The 18,969-nt window shown below is 32.4% G+C and carries 17 protein-coding genes; 7 read left to right on the top strand and 10 right to left on the bottom strand.

Translation table 11 applies throughout. The annotated features are described in order from the left end of the window. Positions 1–996 carry an acrylyl-CoA reductase family protein gene (locus FH144_RS05320; protein WP_107506725.1) on the top strand — a complete coding sequence of 332 codons (996 nt, stop codon included), beginning with the start codon at positions 1–3 and terminating at the stop codon, positions 994–996. A 147-nt stretch (positions 997–1,143) separates the two neighbouring features. Here the strand turns inward: FH144_RS05320 and FH144_RS05315 are convergent, their stop codons facing one another. From FH144_RS05315 to FH144_RS05280, 8 genes are all read right to left on the bottom strand, one after another. Then, entirely contained in the window at positions 1,144–1,545 is a 402-nt protein-coding gene (locus tag FH144_RS05315) for a GNAT family N-acetyltransferase (RefSeq protein WP_242314214.1), read from the bottom strand. A gap of 28 nt (positions 1,546–1,573) precedes the next feature. Then, complete coding sequence (locus FH144_RS05310; RefSeq protein WP_242314213.1) at positions 1,574–2,605, bottom strand: NAD(P)/FAD-dependent oxidoreductase; 1,032 nt, start codon at positions 2,603–2,605, stop codon at positions 1,574–1,576. Between the two features lie 362 nt (positions 2,606–2,967). After that, positions 2,968–3,384 carry a DUF2871 domain-containing protein gene (locus FH144_RS05305; RefSeq protein ID WP_107506728.1) on the bottom strand — a complete coding sequence of 139 codons (417 nt, stop codon included), beginning with the start codon at positions 3,382–3,384 and terminating at the stop codon, positions 2,968–2,970. A 153-nt stretch (positions 3,385–3,537) separates the two neighbouring features. Beyond that, positions 3,538–4,149 (bottom strand): YcnI family protein, encoded by a 612-nt coding sequence (locus FH144_RS05300; protein ID WP_107506729.1) that lies wholly within the window; start codon positions 4,147–4,149, stop codon positions 3,538–3,540. A gap of 14 nt (positions 4,150–4,163) precedes the next feature. Beyond that, positions 4,164–5,411 (bottom strand): copper resistance CopC/CopD family protein, encoded by a 1,248-nt coding sequence (locus FH144_RS05295; RefSeq protein WP_242314211.1) that lies wholly within the window; start codon positions 5,409–5,411, stop codon positions 4,164–4,166. Between the two features lie 476 nt (positions 5,412–5,887). Next, on the bottom strand, positions 5,888–7,243 hold the full coding sequence (locus tag FH144_RS05290) for an MATE family efflux transporter (protein WP_242314209.1): 1,356 nt from the start codon (positions 7,241–7,243) through the stop codon (positions 5,888–5,890). Between the two features lie 219 nt (positions 7,244–7,462). Continuing rightward, positions 7,463–7,891, bottom strand: a complete 429-nt coding sequence (locus FH144_RS05285; RefSeq protein WP_107506732.1) for a MarR family winged helix-turn-helix transcriptional regulator — start codon at positions 7,889–7,891, stop codon at positions 7,463–7,465. 160 nt (positions 7,892–8,051) lie between these two features. Further along, positions 8,052–9,329, bottom strand: a complete 1,278-nt coding sequence (locus tag FH144_RS05280) for an ABC transporter permease (RefSeq protein ID WP_242314207.1) — start codon at positions 9,327–9,329, stop codon at positions 8,052–8,054. 164 nt (positions 9,330–9,493) lie between these two features. Here FH144_RS05280 and FH144_RS05275 point away from each other — a divergent pair, with 164 nt between their 5' ends. Together FH144_RS05275 and FH144_RS05270 are read left to right on the top strand one after the other, a co-directional pair. Beyond that, a complete protein-coding gene (locus FH144_RS05275; RefSeq protein ID WP_107506733.1) occupies positions 9,494–10,108 on the top strand; it encodes a TetR/AcrR family transcriptional regulator in 615 nt (204 codons plus the stop codon). Positions 10,109–10,139: 31 nt separating this feature from the next. Beyond that, entirely contained in the window at positions 10,140–11,081 is a 942-nt protein-coding gene (locus tag FH144_RS05270; RefSeq protein ID WP_242314205.1) for a magnesium transporter CorA family protein, read from the top strand. Between the two features lie 108 nt (positions 11,082–11,189). Here FH144_RS05270 and FH144_RS05265 read toward each other — a convergent pair whose 3' ends face one another. Next, positions 11,190–12,632 (bottom strand): sucrose-specific PTS transporter subunit IIBC, encoded by a 1,443-nt coding sequence (locus tag FH144_RS05265; RefSeq protein ID WP_242314203.1) that lies wholly within the window; start codon positions 12,630–12,632, stop codon positions 11,190–11,192. Positions 12,633–12,840: 208 nt separating this feature from the next. Between FH144_RS05265 and FH144_RS05260 the strand changes: the two genes are divergently transcribed. The 4 genes from FH144_RS05260 (at position 12,841) to FH144_RS05245 (ending at position 17,385) form a co-directional block, all read left to right on the top strand. Further along, positions 12,841–13,221 (top strand): YbgA family protein, encoded by a 381-nt coding sequence (locus FH144_RS05260; protein WP_242314201.1) that lies wholly within the window; start codon positions 12,841–12,843, stop codon positions 13,219–13,221. 964 nt (positions 13,222–14,185) lie between these two features. Continuing rightward, complete coding sequence (gene rsp, locus FH144_RS05255) at positions 14,186–16,291, top strand: AraC family transcriptional regulator Rsp (protein WP_242314199.1); 2,106 nt, start codon at positions 14,186–14,188, stop codon at positions 16,289–16,291. A 61-nt stretch (positions 16,292–16,352) separates the two neighbouring features. Beyond that, positions 16,353–16,775, top strand: coding sequence for a pyridoxamine 5'-phosphate oxidase family protein (locus FH144_RS05250; RefSeq protein WP_103165689.1), 423 nt, complete (start codon positions 16,353–16,355; stop codon positions 16,773–16,775). Positions 16,776–17,031: 256 nt separating this feature from the next. Further along, positions 17,032–17,385, top strand: a complete 354-nt coding sequence (locus FH144_RS05245) for a DUF4889 domain-containing protein (protein WP_242314197.1) — start codon at positions 17,032–17,034, stop codon at positions 17,383–17,385. 184 nt (positions 17,386–17,569) lie between these two features. On the opposite strand, the gene FH144_RS05240 is transcribed toward FH144_RS05245, so the two are convergent. Then, positions 17,570–18,847 (bottom strand): cation:dicarboxylate symporter family transporter, encoded by a 1,278-nt coding sequence (locus FH144_RS05240; protein ID WP_107506739.1) that lies wholly within the window; start codon positions 18,845–18,847, stop codon positions 17,570–17,572. Positions 18,848–18,969: the final 122 nt, after the last annotated feature.

Raw genomic sequence — 18,969 nt, 5'->3', positions numbered from 1 at the left:
ATGAGTACACAATTCAAAGCATTTTTAGTGGATCAAAATAAAGAAGGTCAAATTAATAGTGATTATAAACAACTGACTACTGATGATTTATCTGAAGGCAATGTTCTAATTAAAGTGCACTATTCAGGTATTAACTATAAAGACGCTTTAGCAACAACTGACAATAATAATATCGTCAAATCATATCCTATGGTTCCTGGTATCGATTTAGCAGGCGTCGTAGTAGAATCTGATGACCCTACTATTGAAAAGGGTGAAGAAGTAATTGCAACAAGTTATGACTTAGGTGTTAGTCATTATGGTGGGTTCAGTGAGTATGCTAGAGTAAAATCAGATTGGATTGTTAAACTTCCAGATAATCTCACTTTAGAAGAAGCAATGATTTATGGTACTGCTGGCTATACCGCAGGCTTAGCAATTGAAAAATTAGAAAAAGCAGGTTTTATGACGCTTGAAGGCGGAGAAGTTCTAGTACGTGGTGCTTCAGGTGGCGTAGGATCATTAGCAGTAATGATGCTTTCAAATTTAGGTTATAAAGTTATAGCAAGTACAGGTAATAAAGAAGCTACTGAAAAATTAGAACAATTAGGCGCTAAAGATATTATCGACCGCATTACTGACAACGATGATAAGCCACTCGGTTCACGTACATGGCAAGCTGCGATTGATCCAATTGGAGGCGAAGGCACACCGTATGTCGCTAAACACATTGATAATAATGGTGGTGTCGCACTTATCGGTTTAACTGGTGGTGTGAAATTTAGCACAACAGTGCATCCATTTATTTTAAGAGGTGTTAGTCTTGTAGGAATCGACTCAGTATTCACACCTATGAAATTACGTGAACGCGTTTGGAGACGTTTAGCTACAGATTTAAAATCAGACCAACTACATGATATTAAACGTGTCGTATCATTCTCTGACTTACCAGACGCAATTGAAACAGTTTTAAACCATGAAAACACAGGACGCATCGTTATCGACTTTAATAAATAAAAGTATATAATATCTTAAGAGAAAAAATACAATCCTAATTTAAAGTTGAATTGAAATATAAAATTATATGCAATTAACGCAGTATTATTATATAAAAATGGCTTGAAAGGAATTCATTTGGAACTCCTTTCAAGCCATTTTAATGCTTTAATAAACGATATACATGCCACCTGATTTAGGTTCTGTCGATTTAAAACCAAATTTTTCATACAACTTATCTGCAGGATAATCAGCAATTAAACTTACATAAGATCCTTTCATAGCAATCGATTCAATATAAGCCATTACTTTTTCAAGAATCATTCTACCGTAACCTTGACCTTGGTACGCTGGGTCTACGGCTACATCAACAATTTGAAAGGCAGTGCTTCCATCACCAATCACCCTGCCCATACCAATGAGTACATCATCATCATAAATCGTTATAGTAAAACAGGCATTAGGCAACCCTTTACGTGCCGCTTCTTCCGATTTCGGACTCATACCTGCTTTCACTCTTAAATCACAATATGCTTTAGGTTCAGGTGGCTCATTCGAATATCGAATCATCTTTTTTCGTCCCCTCTTATCTCATAAGCTATAAATATTGATTAATAACCGCTTTATTAGATTCTTTGAAAATGTCGTTATGACTTGAAACGTAGCCTTCTTTGTAGGCATCAGGTTCAATATACGTTTTAGCTAAGTTAGCGGCGTTTCCTGCATCACTAAAGGCACTCGCAATCAAATGAACTTTCGCATCATGATGAACGACATCGCCACAAGCAAAGATACCTGGAATGCTTGTAGTTGTATTCCCAAAGCCTTTGACACGATATTCATCATGTAAATCAAACTTAGAAGTACACTCTTTTAGTAGTGGATTTTCATGATCGAAACCATGACTAATTATTACATCATCGAATGATTGCGTAATGACATCACCCGTTTCAATATTTTCTAATTGTACTTCTCGAATTCGCTCGCAATCTGTGTCACCAATTAATTTATTAATTTGTGTTTTAGGTAGTAGTTTAACATTTAAATCTTCTAAAACATTAATCATCGCTTCATAACCACGGATTTCTGGTTTTCTATAAATTAAAGTAACAGATTGTGCTATTTCAGCTAAATCTCTTGCCCAATCAAGCGCAGTGTTTCCTCCACCTGAGATGAGAATATTTTTATCTTTAAATTTAGAGAACGATTGTACTACATAATGTAGATTAGTGAGTTGGTAACGTTCAGCATCTTCAATATCAAGTGGTTTAGGATTAATAATACCGCCACCTACCGCAAAAATAACTGCCTTAGACTCGTAGATATTACCTTGGTCAGTTTCAACTTCAAAGTGACGTTCCTCTAATTTACGAATGTCTATCACACGTTCATTTAAATTCACTTCCGGTTGAAAATGTAACCCCTGTTTAATTGTATCTTTAATAATTTCATAACATGGCTTAGGTGCTACACCGCCAATATCCCAAATAATCTTTTCAGGATAAATTTGCATCTTGCCGCCTAATTTATCTTGCACATCGATAATTCTGACTGACATCCCACGTAGTCCAGAGTAAAAACTGGCAAAAAGACCTGCGGGGCCTCCCCCAATAATTGTTACATCTTGCATATGATTTCCTCCCAAGTCTCTCTCTATTATAAATGATAATAATTATCATTGACTTTCACTCATTATACTATATGTTGATATAATGTTGAAGAAATCCCTTTCGTCTAAAATAAAACTTTGTATTAAAAAAGCTAGAAGAAAACAAAATTGCTCTTCAAATTTTGTCGAATCACGATGATATCTGCCCAAAACCCTTCTTTTGCGACACCAAAATCACAAATTATTAATGGCTTACTCTCATCTCAGTCAACTACTGCCAAAACTAAAGGCTGAACCATATTATATTAATGGTTCAGCCTCATCAAGCTTAGTATTTGTGGAGTTCTCTCCCATTCTATTTTATAAAACGGTCATATTAAATATTACTCTTTTGGTTCTTTTAATATAGCTTGACGCAATAAGAAGAAGAGTAATAATAATCCAGCTAGCATTCCTGTATGACCAATACCCGCAAATCCTGCAAATGCTTCGGGTTGGAAACTTTTACCGATAACTTGGAATGTACCTTTAGTTACCATCATCCCTATTGTGACAATTACGCCTAAATTATAAACAATAAAGAACCAATTGAATAAATAATAACTACTTAATTTAAATGACTTTTCAAGTGAAAGTAATATTAAAAACATAAACATACCTAAAATAAGGGTATGTGTGTGTACTACTGATAATTGTGTGTCGCCCGTAAAATGGTGTGCTTTAGTTAATTCTCTATAGTAAAAACCACTAAATAATCCAATTATCATATAGACTAAAAAAGCATATAATAATCTGCGCATATGAAAATCCTCCCTCACGTTACTATTATAATTGAAAATAGACATCTTTAAAGTGACAAAATATGTAAGAATATTCCTATATGAAAAAGGAACGAAACTAAAATCAAATTGAATTTCGAAGATTTATAGTTTCGCTCCGGCTAGGTTAAATGTTTATTTATTTCTTGAATGTTTGAATAAAGCTACTAATGATAAAATAATTGCTATAATTGATACAATCCATAATGCGATTGAACCACCTGAACTTTGTTGTTCACTAGCCGTATCATTAGATTTTTCCTCTTTAACTGTTGTTGCGTTAGCATCTTTTTTAACTTCAAGTGTTGGTGCTGGGTGTTCACTGTCTTCTTTACCAGTCCATTTAACTTTATCACCATTATCGTATGATTGAATTGCTTTAAAAGCATATTTACCTTCTTCTTTAGGACTAGCTACTACAAGTGGAAAGTCCATAAATTCATCTGGGCCAATACCTTTGTCTTTAGCTTTCCATGTAATTTTAGTGATATTCCCTTTTTTATCTTTGTCTAATTTATATTTGTAACCTTCCACAGGTTGAATATTGACTACTTGAGCTTCTTTAGGAACTTCTAATTCAATTTTCTCTGTATGATCTTTTTGCTCTACGGGAACACGTACATCAACGCGTTCGTAAGATTCCGGCTCAACTGCTTTAGGATTTAACGTAACATGGGCATCCGCGATTTTAAAGAAACCCATTGTAAAGAAGAGTACTAAACTCGTTGCTAATAATTTTTTAATCATCTTTTTTCTCCTTCTTATGGAATAATAATTTGACTCATAATTACTCCGACAAGTATCAGAATCACACCTATTGTGACTTCAACAATTAATGAAGCTTTGTTAACTCTATTTCGACGGTTTAATGCGCGAGTCGTCTGCATGAAACCTAATCCCATCATGATTAATGTACCTACAACTTTAACAATTAAGAAGATTGTCCACGTTTGCATATTTGACCAAATTGAAAGAATTTTAGTTTGGTCTATAGACATTAATACACCAGAAATAATAATAATCGCTACTGCACTTGCGTTAACTTTGAATAAGATTTCGCGTAATAAATCTACAGCATCTCTCTTTCTAGTGAACACTGAAACTAAGAGATAGACGAGTGCGCCTAACCATAAACTAATGCCAGTTAAATGTAATGTTCTAAGTAAAAGTGACCAAAGTGGCACACTTTGTGACCAAGCGTGTCCAGACATACTTAAAGCTAAAATCATAGCAATCGATATCATCCAATACCATGATTTTTCCATATTACGTAATACAAATAAACCGCTTAAGATAATTAATGCAATTGAACTTAAAATATAAGGAAATTGTATTAATGTATTAGGATTAAGTGTGAGTATTGCATCTAACACATCTGACGATAAGGTCATTAAATATAAGACGAGAGACATTAAATATCCCATCATCATAATTAATGATACTGCTAAATGTCTTGGAAAAATATCAAATGTAGATAAATTATTACGACGTGCAATACCATTTAACCAATAAAGTCCAACTAATAAAATTGTAGCGCCTTCCGCTATGTATCGTAACAATCCAAACCAAAAGTCTGGCGTTTCATAAAAAGCAGGCGAAGTATCTACGCCATTAGCTGTTTTTTCTCCTACAGAAAATTCAAATCGATCACCAATTTCATGGCCATCTGCTGAAACGGTATGCCATTCAATTTGATGTGTACCCTCTCCTACTTTGTCAGCAGGAAACGTTAATGTTTTAGAATGGCCTTTTGTCGACGGGTCAATGTCGGCAATCTTATTACCCTTATCATTATATATAGTAAGGCCTGAATAATCGGCATTAACAGGTTCATTAAATGTTAATTCAATAGTATCAGGTTTCTTAGATACTACTCCATTTTGTGAAGGTGTTGTTTTTTCTAAAGTAGCATGTGCGAATGCGATGTTTTGAACGTTTGGAACTAAAACAAATAAAAGCATCATCATGATTGCTAAAGCTACTTTGGAACTTTGCTTAATTCTCACCATTGACGTCCCCCCAAAAAAATTTACTCATTTATTAATAATAAGATAATGTATGCTATTTAACAATAATAATTCTAATTTGTCACTTTTTAGCCAAAAAAGGGAGCGGGAGAGAAATCTAGGGAGTAGGACAAAAAAAGGGAGTAGGACAGAAATCTAATGTAATTTCAAAGATTTCGTCGTCCCACTCCGGCAAGGTTGACTAGAGATGAAGAAAGTACGGTTTTATCGCATCTTCATCTCAGTCAGCTACTGCCTAATCAATAGATTAGGAGATAATATTTTTTGTTCATCGTTTGGTTCTGCTCAAATCCTAAACACTTTCGTCCCAACCTCTCTAACATTAATGAAACAATAGCTTAAGTTTTAAATTTGATAGTTGTTGAGACTAAGACATTAATCATTTGTGCTTTAGGAACTGATAAACGGTGTCCCGTCCTCGCTCTTCCTATTAAATGCTTTTCAAAAATAATTAATTTCTATTCTTCAACTAAAGCTTGTGTATCAACAGTAAGGCGATTTCTTAATAAGTAAACAATAAGCATAGCTAATAAAGCACAAATTGTTTCGGCAATAAGTAATGACCAAATTACGCCAGCTAAGCCAAACAAAGCATTCATTACAAATAATACTGGAATAATAATTGTACCTTGTGCAATAGCCATAATAGTTGCTCCACGGCCTTGACCAGTTGCTTGTAACATACCAGTAAACAAGAAGCCAATACCATTTAATAATAATGATGTCATTGTCACTTTAAGAATAAATGTAGCTAATGTAACAATTTGTGGGTCAGTACTAAATAATTGAACGATTGAATGACCAAATAATAAAACTACTGTCATACATACTGCGAAAATTACGGCGATAGACATAATAACGACTTTGATTGTATCTTTCATGCGTGTTTTATTAGAAACAAAGTTATAAGCAATCAATGGTACTACACCTTCAGAAAGCCCCATAATAATCAATTCAGGAAATTGTACAAGTCTAAATGAAATACCATAACTTGCGATGGCATAGTTACCATAGTGTGCTAAGAATAAGTTTACTACTAAACCAGTTACACCCATTAGTACTACCATCAAGAATGCTGGGATACCAATTTTAAACACTTCTTGCATAAGTGCTTTTGTTGGTTTCGCAAATTTAATATTTAATGATAGTGAATCGCTTTTTCTAGCAAAATAAATCACAAAGAATAATGCAGCGACTACGTTTGAAATTGCAGTACCTAATGCTGCACCTACAACATCTAAATGGAAACCAAAAATTAAAATTGGATCTAAAATCATATTTAAAACGACACTTGAAAGCATACCAACCATTGAAACTATTGGTTTACCAACCGCACGTGCAAATTGTTCAAGTACGAAGAATAAAATAACGAATGGTGTGCTTAGAAATTCTATTTTTAAATAGTCACTTGTATAGCGTAATGTTTCTCCGCTTGCACCTAAAACACTCGCGATTTGATCAGTAAAAGGTAATGTGATGATTGCGATAATAATCCCTAATGCAATACTGCTATAAATTGAAAAGCTACTTACGTAATTCGTTTTAGTATAATCTTTAGCGCCAAGTAAACGAGAAATGTATGTTCCGCCACCTACACCAAATAAGTTACCAAATGCCATTAACACTGCAAAAATCGGTAATGTTAAAGAAATAGCTGAAATCATATGGCTATTGTCTAAAAACCCGATAAAATAAACATTTAAAATACCATATATCACACTTAATAATGAACCTATCATCATAGGTAAAGAAAAATGCATCATTACTTTAAAAATTGGTGATTTCTCAAAATAATATAATTGTTCGTCTTTCATTTCCATAATCTCCTTTAATATTAGACGCCTAATAATTAGGTACCTAACTATGTGTTGAAAAAGATAGCAGGAGCGAAACCTATTGAATGAAGAAGATTTCGTCATCCTACTCTAGCAATAATCATTATTGCCTAACTTACTAAAATACAAATTTATTTAATTTAATCCTAAATTTCTATATTAAATTAAGACTATTGAGCTTACATTTTTAGTCTTAGATTAATTAGCTTTTTTAATATTGTCTAACATACGCTCAAATAAATTACTTAACTGTGCTTTTTCTTCTTCTTTCAAATCTTTAACTAGAATTTCTTCTATTTCATCAAAAATACTAACAAATGATTCTACCAGTTCATTCCCTGCATCTGTAAGTTTTAGATTTTTACGTCTTGAGTCCTCAGGGTCAACCATACGGTAAATAAGTCCCTTACTCTCTAAACTCTTCAAAGTTGAGCTTACTGTAGACCCTTTACGTTGAAATGTCTTAAGCAGTTCATTTTGCGTTATACTTCGTTCTTTATGACGATACATATAACCGAGCGTGTGACTTTGTTCTTGGGTAACATTATATTCATCTAGCCTACGATCGGCATAATTTTTCATTTCATGTGCCAACGTTCTTAATAAATACTGATATGTTACTTCCATACTTTCACCTCATTTAGTTAGATGCCTAACTAATATAATACTCCGTTTTTCGATATAGTCAACCGATATATTAAAGTTTAAATTTTCAGTTTATTTACCCCCGAAAATTAACCCCCAACACAGTATGTAACCATACTATATTGAGGGCAGAGAAAAACTATTATGCTGGGATTTCAGTACGTTTAGTACTATGTTTTCTAACGATAGCGGCTACTAAACTAGATACTGCACCAAAGATAATAAATCCAATCATCATCCAGATTGTTGAATTCATTTCGATAGGATGTCCCATATAAATGATTTGTCTTAATGTTGTTGTGTAGTGAGTGAATGGATCAATATCATACACCCATGTTTGATAGCCTTTAGGAAGCATTTGTTTTGGTAATGTAATCAATTGCATACTAAAGAACATTAATAATACAAAGATTGGAATAGATTTCATTCCAAGCCATACCATGATACCTAAGATTAAACCAATAAATCCTAAGATTGAAATAGCTAAGAAGATTGCTACACGATTAGTATGACCAAATTCAAATCCTAATACACCATGCATGAAGTAAACATATGCGAAACTTGCTACAAACGCAGTAATAACTGCTAATAACATTTGTCCTAGTGATGCAATAATTCTGTGTTGAATTTTAAAGTTGTTACTAGTTCTGAATGCAAAGAACAATAGTACTGATGTTACTAATGAACTCATCCATACTGGCATAAACATTAAGAATGGAGCGTTACCGCCACCTTGATGGTCTTTAACTTTGTTAATTGTTTTGTCGTCCACTTTAACTGGATTAGTTATCCCTTTAATATCTGATGCATTAACTTTCACATCTTGTTTTTCTAATGTTTTTAAGCTTTGAGATGTAATTTGTTTATTTAAATTATTACCCATACCATCTAAAACATTGCCTGTAATTTGAGATGCTTGCATACTCGCACCTTTGTTCACGATTGTTTTAAATGTTGCTTTTTTAACATCAACTTTTTGGTTACCCATTTTTTCTTGCATTTGTTTGGCAGCCGCTGCTGGCACTTCACCAGATTCAACTTTCTCTTTCATTTCAGCTTTTTTGCTGTCCATAACTACTTTTTGCGTTTTACTCATCGCATCTTTAGAAAAGTCTTTATTGAAAATTGCTGCCCCATAATATTTTTCATCCTCAAGGCCTTTTTTAATATCTGATTCTTTGTCCACTTTAACCCATTTAACAGTGTCTGAATCACTATCCATTAATTTATCTTCAATTTTTTCCCCGATATTTACTTTATTCCCCTGAATGTCTACACCTTTATCATTATTAACAATTGCAATTGGCATTTCTTTAGGTTTAGGATTAAACGCAGGATAGAATGCCAAAGCAAATATTGCTAGTAGTAAAATTGCTGCAACAGGTGCAAGCCATAATAATTTGCTTTTAAAAATATTCATGAATCATTACCTCCTTATATTTATTGAACAATGTGTTGAATATTTAGTACGTTGTAAATTATAATAAGGTAGTCAAAAATTAACAATAGTCAATTATTTAAATACAGTATGTTTTTGAACATATTGTTCAATATTGTCTATTAACTATTAGGAGATCGTTACACATGAAAGAAGATAGGCGGGTTCGCAAGACTAAAACGGCCATTAAACGAGCTTTTACCAATTTGCTCAAACAAAAGGACCTCGATAAAATCACCGTTCAAGATATTTCAGATTTAGCTGATATTAATCGTGGTACCTTTTATTTACATTATGAAGATAAATATTCCCTTTTATCAGATATGGAAGATGAATGTATAGTTGAAATTGAATCGTTATCACAATTTAATCAACTTGGGGGCGATAACCCTGAAGCTATTGCAACTACATTTATTAATGATGTTTTGACTAAAATTTTACAACATATCGCTGATAACATGGAATTTTATCACACTATCTTGCAATTAGAACGTAAAAGTAAATTGGAAGACAAAATTCATTCCCTAATCAAGGAAAATATGCAAAACTTTATAAGTATTAATCATGAAATTGATGGTATACCCGAAATGTACTTCCATAGTTATGTGGCAGGTGCTACAATTTCAGTTATTAAGTATTGGGTACATGATGACAATCGAATTCCAGTCGATGAATTAACGCAACACATTTTCAAAATTATTTATAATGGACCACTCAGAATTATGGTTAAAAATCATTATAAACGTATCCAATCCAACTAACACCAAATGAATATGAAAGGAATCATTAACCATGCTAACTGCATATAAATATTCAGCAACAAATGAAATTGTTGAAACTACGTTAGATCATTCTGCATCATGGATTAATGTTGTAGAACCTGAAAGAGAAGAAGTTGAAGAGTTAATTGAAAAATTCAATCTCCCTGAAGACTTTATTCGAGATCCATTGGATGCCGATGAAAGTGCGCGTATAGAATATGATGAAGATACAGGTTATTCCCTTATCATCATCGACTTACCTATCGTGAGTTCATCTAGCCGTCGCGTACTGTCTTTCGTTACCATTCCTTTAGGTATCGTAATTGGTAAAGGTCTGGTTCTAACGATTTGTGACGCTGAAAATGAATTCTTAGAAAATTATGCGCGTCAAGATGACATTAATTTAAAATATCACAGTCGTTTTGCGCTAGATATTTTATTAACTATTTCAAATCACTACAACAGAAATTTAAGACTTTTAAATAAATCACGAATTCGCATTGAACGTGAACTAAAAAATAATATTACGAATAAACAACTTTATAAACTCATGGAAGTTGAAAAAAGTTTAGTCTACTTCTTAGCTGCTTTAAAAGGTAACGACACGGTAATTAAAAAATTATTCCGCTTACCTGCGATTAAACGTTTTGAAGATGATGAGGATTTATTAGAAGACTTGGTAATTGAAAACAACCAAGCGATTGAAACTACAGAATTGTATACAGGCATCTTAGAGAGTGTCACTACTTCATATTCTTCTCTATTATCTAATGAGATGAATACGATTATGAAAACTTTAACACTATTTACAGTCTTGCTTACGTTACCTACCTTAGTGTTTAGTTTCTTTGGTATGAACGTGCCACTTCCGATTGATGATAAAAGTTATGCCTCTTGGATTATTATCCTTGGTATATCCTTAGTACTGGTTACTATTGTTGGTATTTTCTTATGGCGTAAACAGAAACTTTAACTATTTTACTAAGACAAATTGAAATGCATTTGCATTTCTAAAATATAAGAAAGGCAATTTCTATTTATTTCATTAGAAATTGCCTTTCTTATATTTATTTACCGCTTCTTATTCAGCGGCAGCTTTATATGCTTTTCTATGAGAGAGTATTAACGTAATCGTTACTGAAACAATAAATGCAATAAGCATACCTATAAAGTAATGCAACCAACCTGAATGTGCAGGGTTAATTGAAATGAAACCTGGAAGCCCAGCAGTACCTAAGGCGATCGCTTTAACTTTAAAGAATGATATATATGCTGCGCCGACAGCTGAACCTACAATGGCACCAATAAATGGATATCTTAATTTTAAATTAACACCGAACATAGCTGGTTCAGTGATACCTAACAACGCTGAAATACCTGCTGCAGAAGCAACACCTTTAAGTTTTTTATTATTTTTTATAATTAAGAATGCTGCTAAAGCCGCGCCACCTTGGGCAACATTAGACATAGTAGCTATTGGGAAGATAAATGAACCTCCCGTTTTAGCTTGGTCTGCAATAAGCGTAGTTTCTACTGCTATAAAGCTATGATGCATACCAGTTATAACAATTGGTGCGTAGAATAATCCGAAGATAAATCCACCAATCGCTCCACCGAATTCGTATAACCAAGTTAAGCCATCTGATAACCAGTAGCCGAGTTGACGCGTAATAGGTCCTACAAATAGGAATGTGAGAAATGCTGTGACTAAGATAGATAATAATGGTGTTAATAAATTATCTAACACTGTCGGAATGACTTTACGTAACCACTTTTCAATAGTAGCCAAAATATAAGCTGCAACTAACATCGGTAGTACTTGACCTTGGTAACCTACCTGATTAATATGTAAGCCAAATAAATCCCAATGTGGAATAGCTTTGCCCGCTTCTACTGCTTTTGGAAAATCATACGCACTCATCAATGATGGGTGAACTAAAATCATACCTAATGCCGCACCTAAGAATGGATTACCTCCAAAGCGTTTGGCAGCACTAAAGCCTATGAGTATCGGTAACAATGTAAATGGCGCATTCGCGAAGATATTAATCATCTCTGCTAACCCAGCAAATTGGCTATGCACCTCTATGAATGATTGCTTATCGTAAAATAAGTCTGGGGCAGTTAGAAGGTTATTAATCCCCATTAATAAACCACCCGCAACGATAGCAGGAATGATAGGTACAAAGATATCAGATAACATCTTCACAAAACGTTGTAATGGGTTCATATTTTTCGAGGATTTATCTTTAACATTAGCAGTGGTTGATGCCTCTTTACCAGTTATTTTTTCTAATTCATTAAACACTTTATTGACCGTTCCAGAGCCAATAATAATTTGATATTGTCCCCCAGTTGAAAATGTTCCCTTAACTACATTCATGTTAGCTAATCGTTCTTCATCTACTTTACTCTCGTCATTTAGCACAAGTCTGAGTCTTGTAGCACAATGAGCCATGGCATCTAAGTTTTCTTCTCCGCCAATAGCATGTAATATATCTTCAGCTGATTGCTTATAATTCATTCAATTGCCCTCCTCTTCGATGGAACCGGTTCTATTACTTACTGATATTGTAACCGGTTCCAAAATAGAAAGCAATATACTTTTTAAATTTTCCAAAATTAGACAAATTTAGTTATGTAGACATGTATGCCACTCTTTTAGGGAAAATAAATAATAGAACTTACGAATGTGAAATTAATATAGCGAGCAATCTCAAAGGAGATGACCTATGAAAGAACGTGGATATATTGAAAAGCTATGGAGAGAAGAAAAATACCATATTTTATTTCATAGCCAATATTATTACGAGGAGATTCGACAATTATTAAAAGGGTCCCCTAGTTTAGAAGAAGTACAACAAATGATTGATATAGGACTTCGTGAAGAACCTACTCAAGGTTCAATTATTAATGCTTACGATCATATGTGGGGCTATTTTAAAAAGAAAGCGACTAGTTCTGAAAAAGCGCAATCCCTATCGTTGAAACAACAATTTATGAACGATAATGTCTATAGTTCTGAATTACTTAAGTTCTTAAAGACACTTGCCGATAAATACGAAGTGACCTATTTACAACAAAGTACAATCTTAAGAAATAACAAAAAATAAAAGGCCGAGAGCGGGTTCGCGAAATCTTGTATAACATAAGATTTCTGCCCCGCTCCGAGCCTCTTTTCATGTATTAATTCTATTCTTTCTATTAAATGAATATACGTTCATGATGTCGAATGAATAAATTAATGTATATATTTAGAGTGATTAGATGTAAAGACTATTATACGTTGCAATTATAATTATATACTTTGGGGAGTTATAGTTAATTCTAAATATACACTGCTTTGCTACTGATAACGCCTATTGTTCATGATGCAGATGCTTAGTCTGATTCTGTGATGTATGGTAGATAGTTGTGTTGTCTGACTTAATCTCATTATTAAATGAATACTATTAATCGTGTTGTTGAGTCATCATGAGGTAGTTTAAATAGTATTCCTTAATTATCAATGTGGCTTAAGTTGTTAAACCCGATAAGATGTTTTGATTTGAGGTGGCAAGAGCGGAATTAACTATTTAAATTAATAACCAATTACTAGACTGCTCTATACACACATTGATTTGAGAAGTGGAGTTCACATCTACATATGACAATTTTAAAAAATACTGTTCTTATTCATTATATTCTAGGTGCTCATATTCTTTAAGTTGTTGTTCGTTGATGTTTTATAGAATTAATACGTTCTAATTTCGAGATGTACTAAGATTCTTGATTAGCTATATATTGTCTATCATTTTATCTTAGACAATTTGTCTCGAAATCTATTTATATTATGCAACGAATTAAATTTGTTTACGCTATTAAATGTATTCAAAACTATAACGCTATATTCCTAAATTTTTATTTATATTGTGTATCAAAGAAAATTTTTAACGCTTTCATAAAGATATTGACAAAATATTTTTATTTTTGACTATTAATATTTCTCTATTTTTAATTTATAATAGCTCTTATTATTCACAATTCAATTAAATACTACTATTTTGAGAAAATTAAATACTTAGGAGAAATTCAAATATGAATAGCACACTTTTTTTGCATAAACATATTACCACTATTCCAACACGTAATATTACCGATGTCATTTTATTCTTTTCATTAACGAATGAACTAACAATTTCAATAAATGGTGAAACTAAAGATGTGCATAATCACATTGCGATTATAAATCAAGGCGACTTCTATCATATTAAGTCCGCAAAAAATTTAGTTGAATTGAAAATCCCTGTTATCTATTTTTATCTAGAGGATAGTGATTTCTTTAATTGTTTCTTTGATCGCCATCTTTTACAGTCAAATCGTTTTATAAAATCCATTATCTTACAAAGCATGACCAACTTTTCAAATAATGAAGCTCAAGATGAGGAAACCGTTTCAAAGATTATTCAAACATTATATAAGGAAGCCGTAGTTAGAAATCTTGCTCCTTATATTCCAAACATCTCTGTTAATCATCAATTGTTATCAAAAGCTTTATTATTTATAAATGAACATATTACTGCGAATATCTCCCTCCAAGGTGTAGCACAAAACGCCCTGATTTCTAAATCCTATTGTTCTAACTTATTTGGCCGCTTTTTAAATGTAAACTTTAAGGATTACTACACCAGTTTAAAAGTCATCCATTCTCTCAAATTATTAATAACGACTAATGAAACGATTACTACGATTTCTGAACTTTCAGGATTTAGTAATCATACTAACTTTACTAATCAATTTAAAAACTATCTTGGTTTAAGTCCTAAACAGTATCGTTCCGAATTAAATCAATATGAATCTTTGTCAACAATTACAATCAAGCATTCTATTGATGAGAAATTTTTAGATTTAATTTCTCAATTTGAATTTACGAATCACGTTATGACTGAAACGACGACGATTAATATTGATGAATTTGAACCAAATGATCGAACTAAATCTTCGAAGGCGTTTATTCATTTTCAGAGCATTACCGAATTATTTCAATTTGTATTCAACGACTATTATGATATTGATTTATCTTATTTACCAAGAACGGCAATTCTGATTAATGATGTTAGTGATATTGTGAAAGAACGTATTAACATGAATTTATTACATCGTTGTTTTGAAAAACTTTTTGAGAAAAATATTAGTTTAGCTATGACGATTAAAAATTCTTCGGAATTCAATACGATATATCAACTTATTATCTCGTTTCTACAGAGTAATCAAGACTATAAATGGAATAAAAAACGCGTTAAATTTATGCTTGTATTCAACACTGAGACAATGAGCGTTCAAGACATCCATCTCGCCCATCTCAAGTTAAAAAATAAAAATAGAGAAATCAAATACGGTTTAATCGTAGATGGTCTATTGCATCAATATAATTCATTACAAGAAACGTATAATATCATGAATCGCATGAACTTCGATTATTATTTTGTAGATATTGAAAATATTAATACTAAGAATATACTTATCGATAAACAACGTGGGTTTACCCATGCGTCTACGCATTTTGAGAACTATTTACGGTTTATTAAGGATTCCAATATCCCTTCAACACAGTTCGTCTATAGCAATTTGTCATTGCGCTGTTTTAAATATACAAATAATGGGGCTAACCCACTTCAGCTATCAGATATTGTGTGTCATTTGACCGAATTAATGAAATACGGCGGTGGCGTTTGTTATCGACTTATAGAAACTGATCCAATGTATCTTTCATTATTTAATAGTCACGGCAGTCTCTTACCTATCATGCATTTATATCAATTTGTGGCGGCATTTGTAGATGAACCTATCCAGATTTCTAACAACTTTGTCATGAGTCGTAAAGACGGGAATTACCATTTCCTACTTTTCAATAAGATTAATGATCGCTATTTATCTGATAATAAGCAGTTTTATCATTTTGAAAATGACTTAAACGAGAACTCGCTCTTTATCATTAATACACTTAATAATGAACACGGGTCTATTCATAATTTAATTCCTCAAGCACATTTACCTGTGTATATTGAAAAAAGCATTATTAAACAATTAGATAAGTCTAATCAACCTAAAACAGAATTATTCTTTCAAGAAAATGATAAAGCACCGTTCCAAGTTACTTTAAAAAATGATGAAGTGAAATATATCTGTATTAAGCCAATTTAAGTACTTCACAAGTTTAGGAATCTCCTTATACGGCTATACTATGTGTAAGGAGATGATAAGTTTGGATAAACAACAAGCAACACAAGCCATTGAAAAAGTATTAAATACTTCTAAAGTTGGTGTATTATCAACTGCTTATAATAATAAACCAAATAGTAGATATATGGTGTTTTATAATGACGGTTTAGATTTATATACTAAGACAAGTACGAAGACAGCTAAAGTCGATGAAATTGAAAGTAACCCAAATGCTTATATTTTATTAGGCTATAACGAAACTACAAATAATAGTTTTGTGGAAATCGAAGCTTCAATGGAAATTGTTAAAGACCAAAAAGTTATTGACTGGTTATGGGAAACACAGGATAAAACATTCTTTAATTCTAAAGAAGATCCTGATTTATGTGTCTTAAAAGTTAATCCTAAAACTATCACACTAATGAACGACGATGATATCGATACACCAGTAACGATTGAAGTATAAGTGAGAGAATAGCATCATTAATATAGGAGTAGAGGTGATTCAATGAAGAATTACCCCTACTCCTTTTTATTAATTTCTAGAAGGAGTCTCGTCAACGATACTACGACGATTATATGTAAGCTTACATTGGACTATCTATTTAAATTTAAAATTGTAATAACAATGACACAATTTAATGCATCATATTCATGTACTTTATTGCAATTTAATATTATTTTCTGTATAAAAGAAGTAGTATGTTTAAAGGAGTCTTAATATGAAAAACAAAAAAGGTTTGGGTTTAGGCATTGGCTTAATTGCGATTATGTTAATCGTAGGTGTCGTATTAATTATTATGATGCTTAGTGGTAGTCAAAAAGAAACTTACTACGGTTATATGAAAGATAGTCATACAATCGATAAAATGGTAAATGAACAAACTGAAAAAGTAGAAAAAAATGTTGATTTGCCTTCTGATACAGACGTTAAAGTTAAAAAAGGTAATTTCGTATTTCTTGTAAAAGAAAAAGGATCAGATAAATTTTCAAGAGTATCTAAAGTAGATCATGATGATGTGCCTCATGGTTTAATGATGAAAATTCATGAAATGCATGATATGAAAGGTATGTAATAGAACTTTAGGTAAGGAGACCGGAATACAAATCCTAAAATGATAGCGTAGAGGTGTCTTAAGTACAAAAATTATAACATGACTCAATTTACACTACTGTTAAAAACTTCTATTTTAATTCCTACTAATTAATAAAAAAACCGAGCTTTTAATAAGCTCGGTACAAAAAATGTCAGATTTCTTTTTAAATTGATTCTAAATATTTTTTACCTTTATCTTTATCATACACTTTTTCCCATTTAGAGATAACAATCGCTGATAACGCGTTTCCGATAACGTTTACGCATGTACGTACCATGTCTAGTAAACGGTCAACACCGATAATTAACGCAAGGCCTTGTGCCGGTAAGCCCATTGCACCTAACGTTGTAAGTAATACTACGATAGATACACCTGGTACACCCGCCATACCTTTAGATGCGACCATAAGCGTCACCATTAAGACAATTTGTTCTGATATAGATAAATGTATGCCATACATTTGTGCTACAAATAATGCAGCAATAGATTGGTATAATGCCGAACCATCTAGGTTAAATGAATATCCAATCGGAATTACGAAAGATGTAACGTCTTTCGGAGCACCAAATTTCTCCATTTTATTCATCATGATAGGTAATACTGCTTCAGAACTTGACGTTGAGAAGGCAAGTAATAATTCGTCTTTTAAAATTTTGATAATTGAGAAGATGCTAATACCACAAATTCTAGCCACGATACCTAAAACTACAATAATAAAGAATACCATCGCAAAGACTACAACTAATACTAATTTTGCTAATGGAATTAATGCTGATGCACCAAATGTCATTACAGTTGTACAAATAAATGCAAATACACCAATTGGCGCTAATTTTAAGATTTTGTTAATCATCCAGAATACTGCTTCTAAGGTTCCATTTAAAAATCCTTTAACAGGTTCTGCTTTCTCTCCAATGGCAGCTAGTCCTAAACCAAAGAACACTGCAAAGAAGATAATCGGTAACAATTCACCTTTAGTTAAAGCTTCAAATATGTTTGTCGGTACAATATTTACAATGGTATCTATAAAGTGATTTCCATATGTAGATTGCTCTGCTGCTGAAGCAGATGATTGATATTTAGAAATATCTCCTTTAGGTAATTTAGTTGGATCTAATCCAGAACCAGGTTTAAATAAATTACCAAAAATAAGTCCTAAGCCGATAGCAATTGTTGTTATAATTTCAAAGTAAAGTATTGCTTTCCATCCATAGCTACCAATCTTTTTTGAATCCCCTAAATTAGAAATTGATAAAGCTAGTGCACAGAATACAATTGGAATGATGATCATTTTGATTAAATTTAAGAAAATATCACCGAAAGGTTTAATATAATTTGCTACATTGTCTTGTCCGAATAATAATAAACCTACTACTACACCTAGCACCAATGCGATTAACACCTGCATTGGCAAGCTAATTTTTCTCTTGAACAGAGTCATGTTGGAACCCCCTTCATCTGACATCGCTTAATTATATCAGATAATTTAAAATTGGGGTATAAAATTTTCAAACCTAACAATTAATATATTATTTGATTTAGCTAAAATTATTAATTTAAAAA

The organism is Staphylococcus sp. acrmy (genome assembly GCF_022690565.1).
GTDB lineage: Bacteria > Bacillota > Bacilli > Staphylococcales > Staphylococcaceae > Staphylococcus > Staphylococcus caledonicus.
Note: the sequence above shows the minus strand (reverse complement) of the source record. Positions and strands in the feature narration are given on the sequence as shown.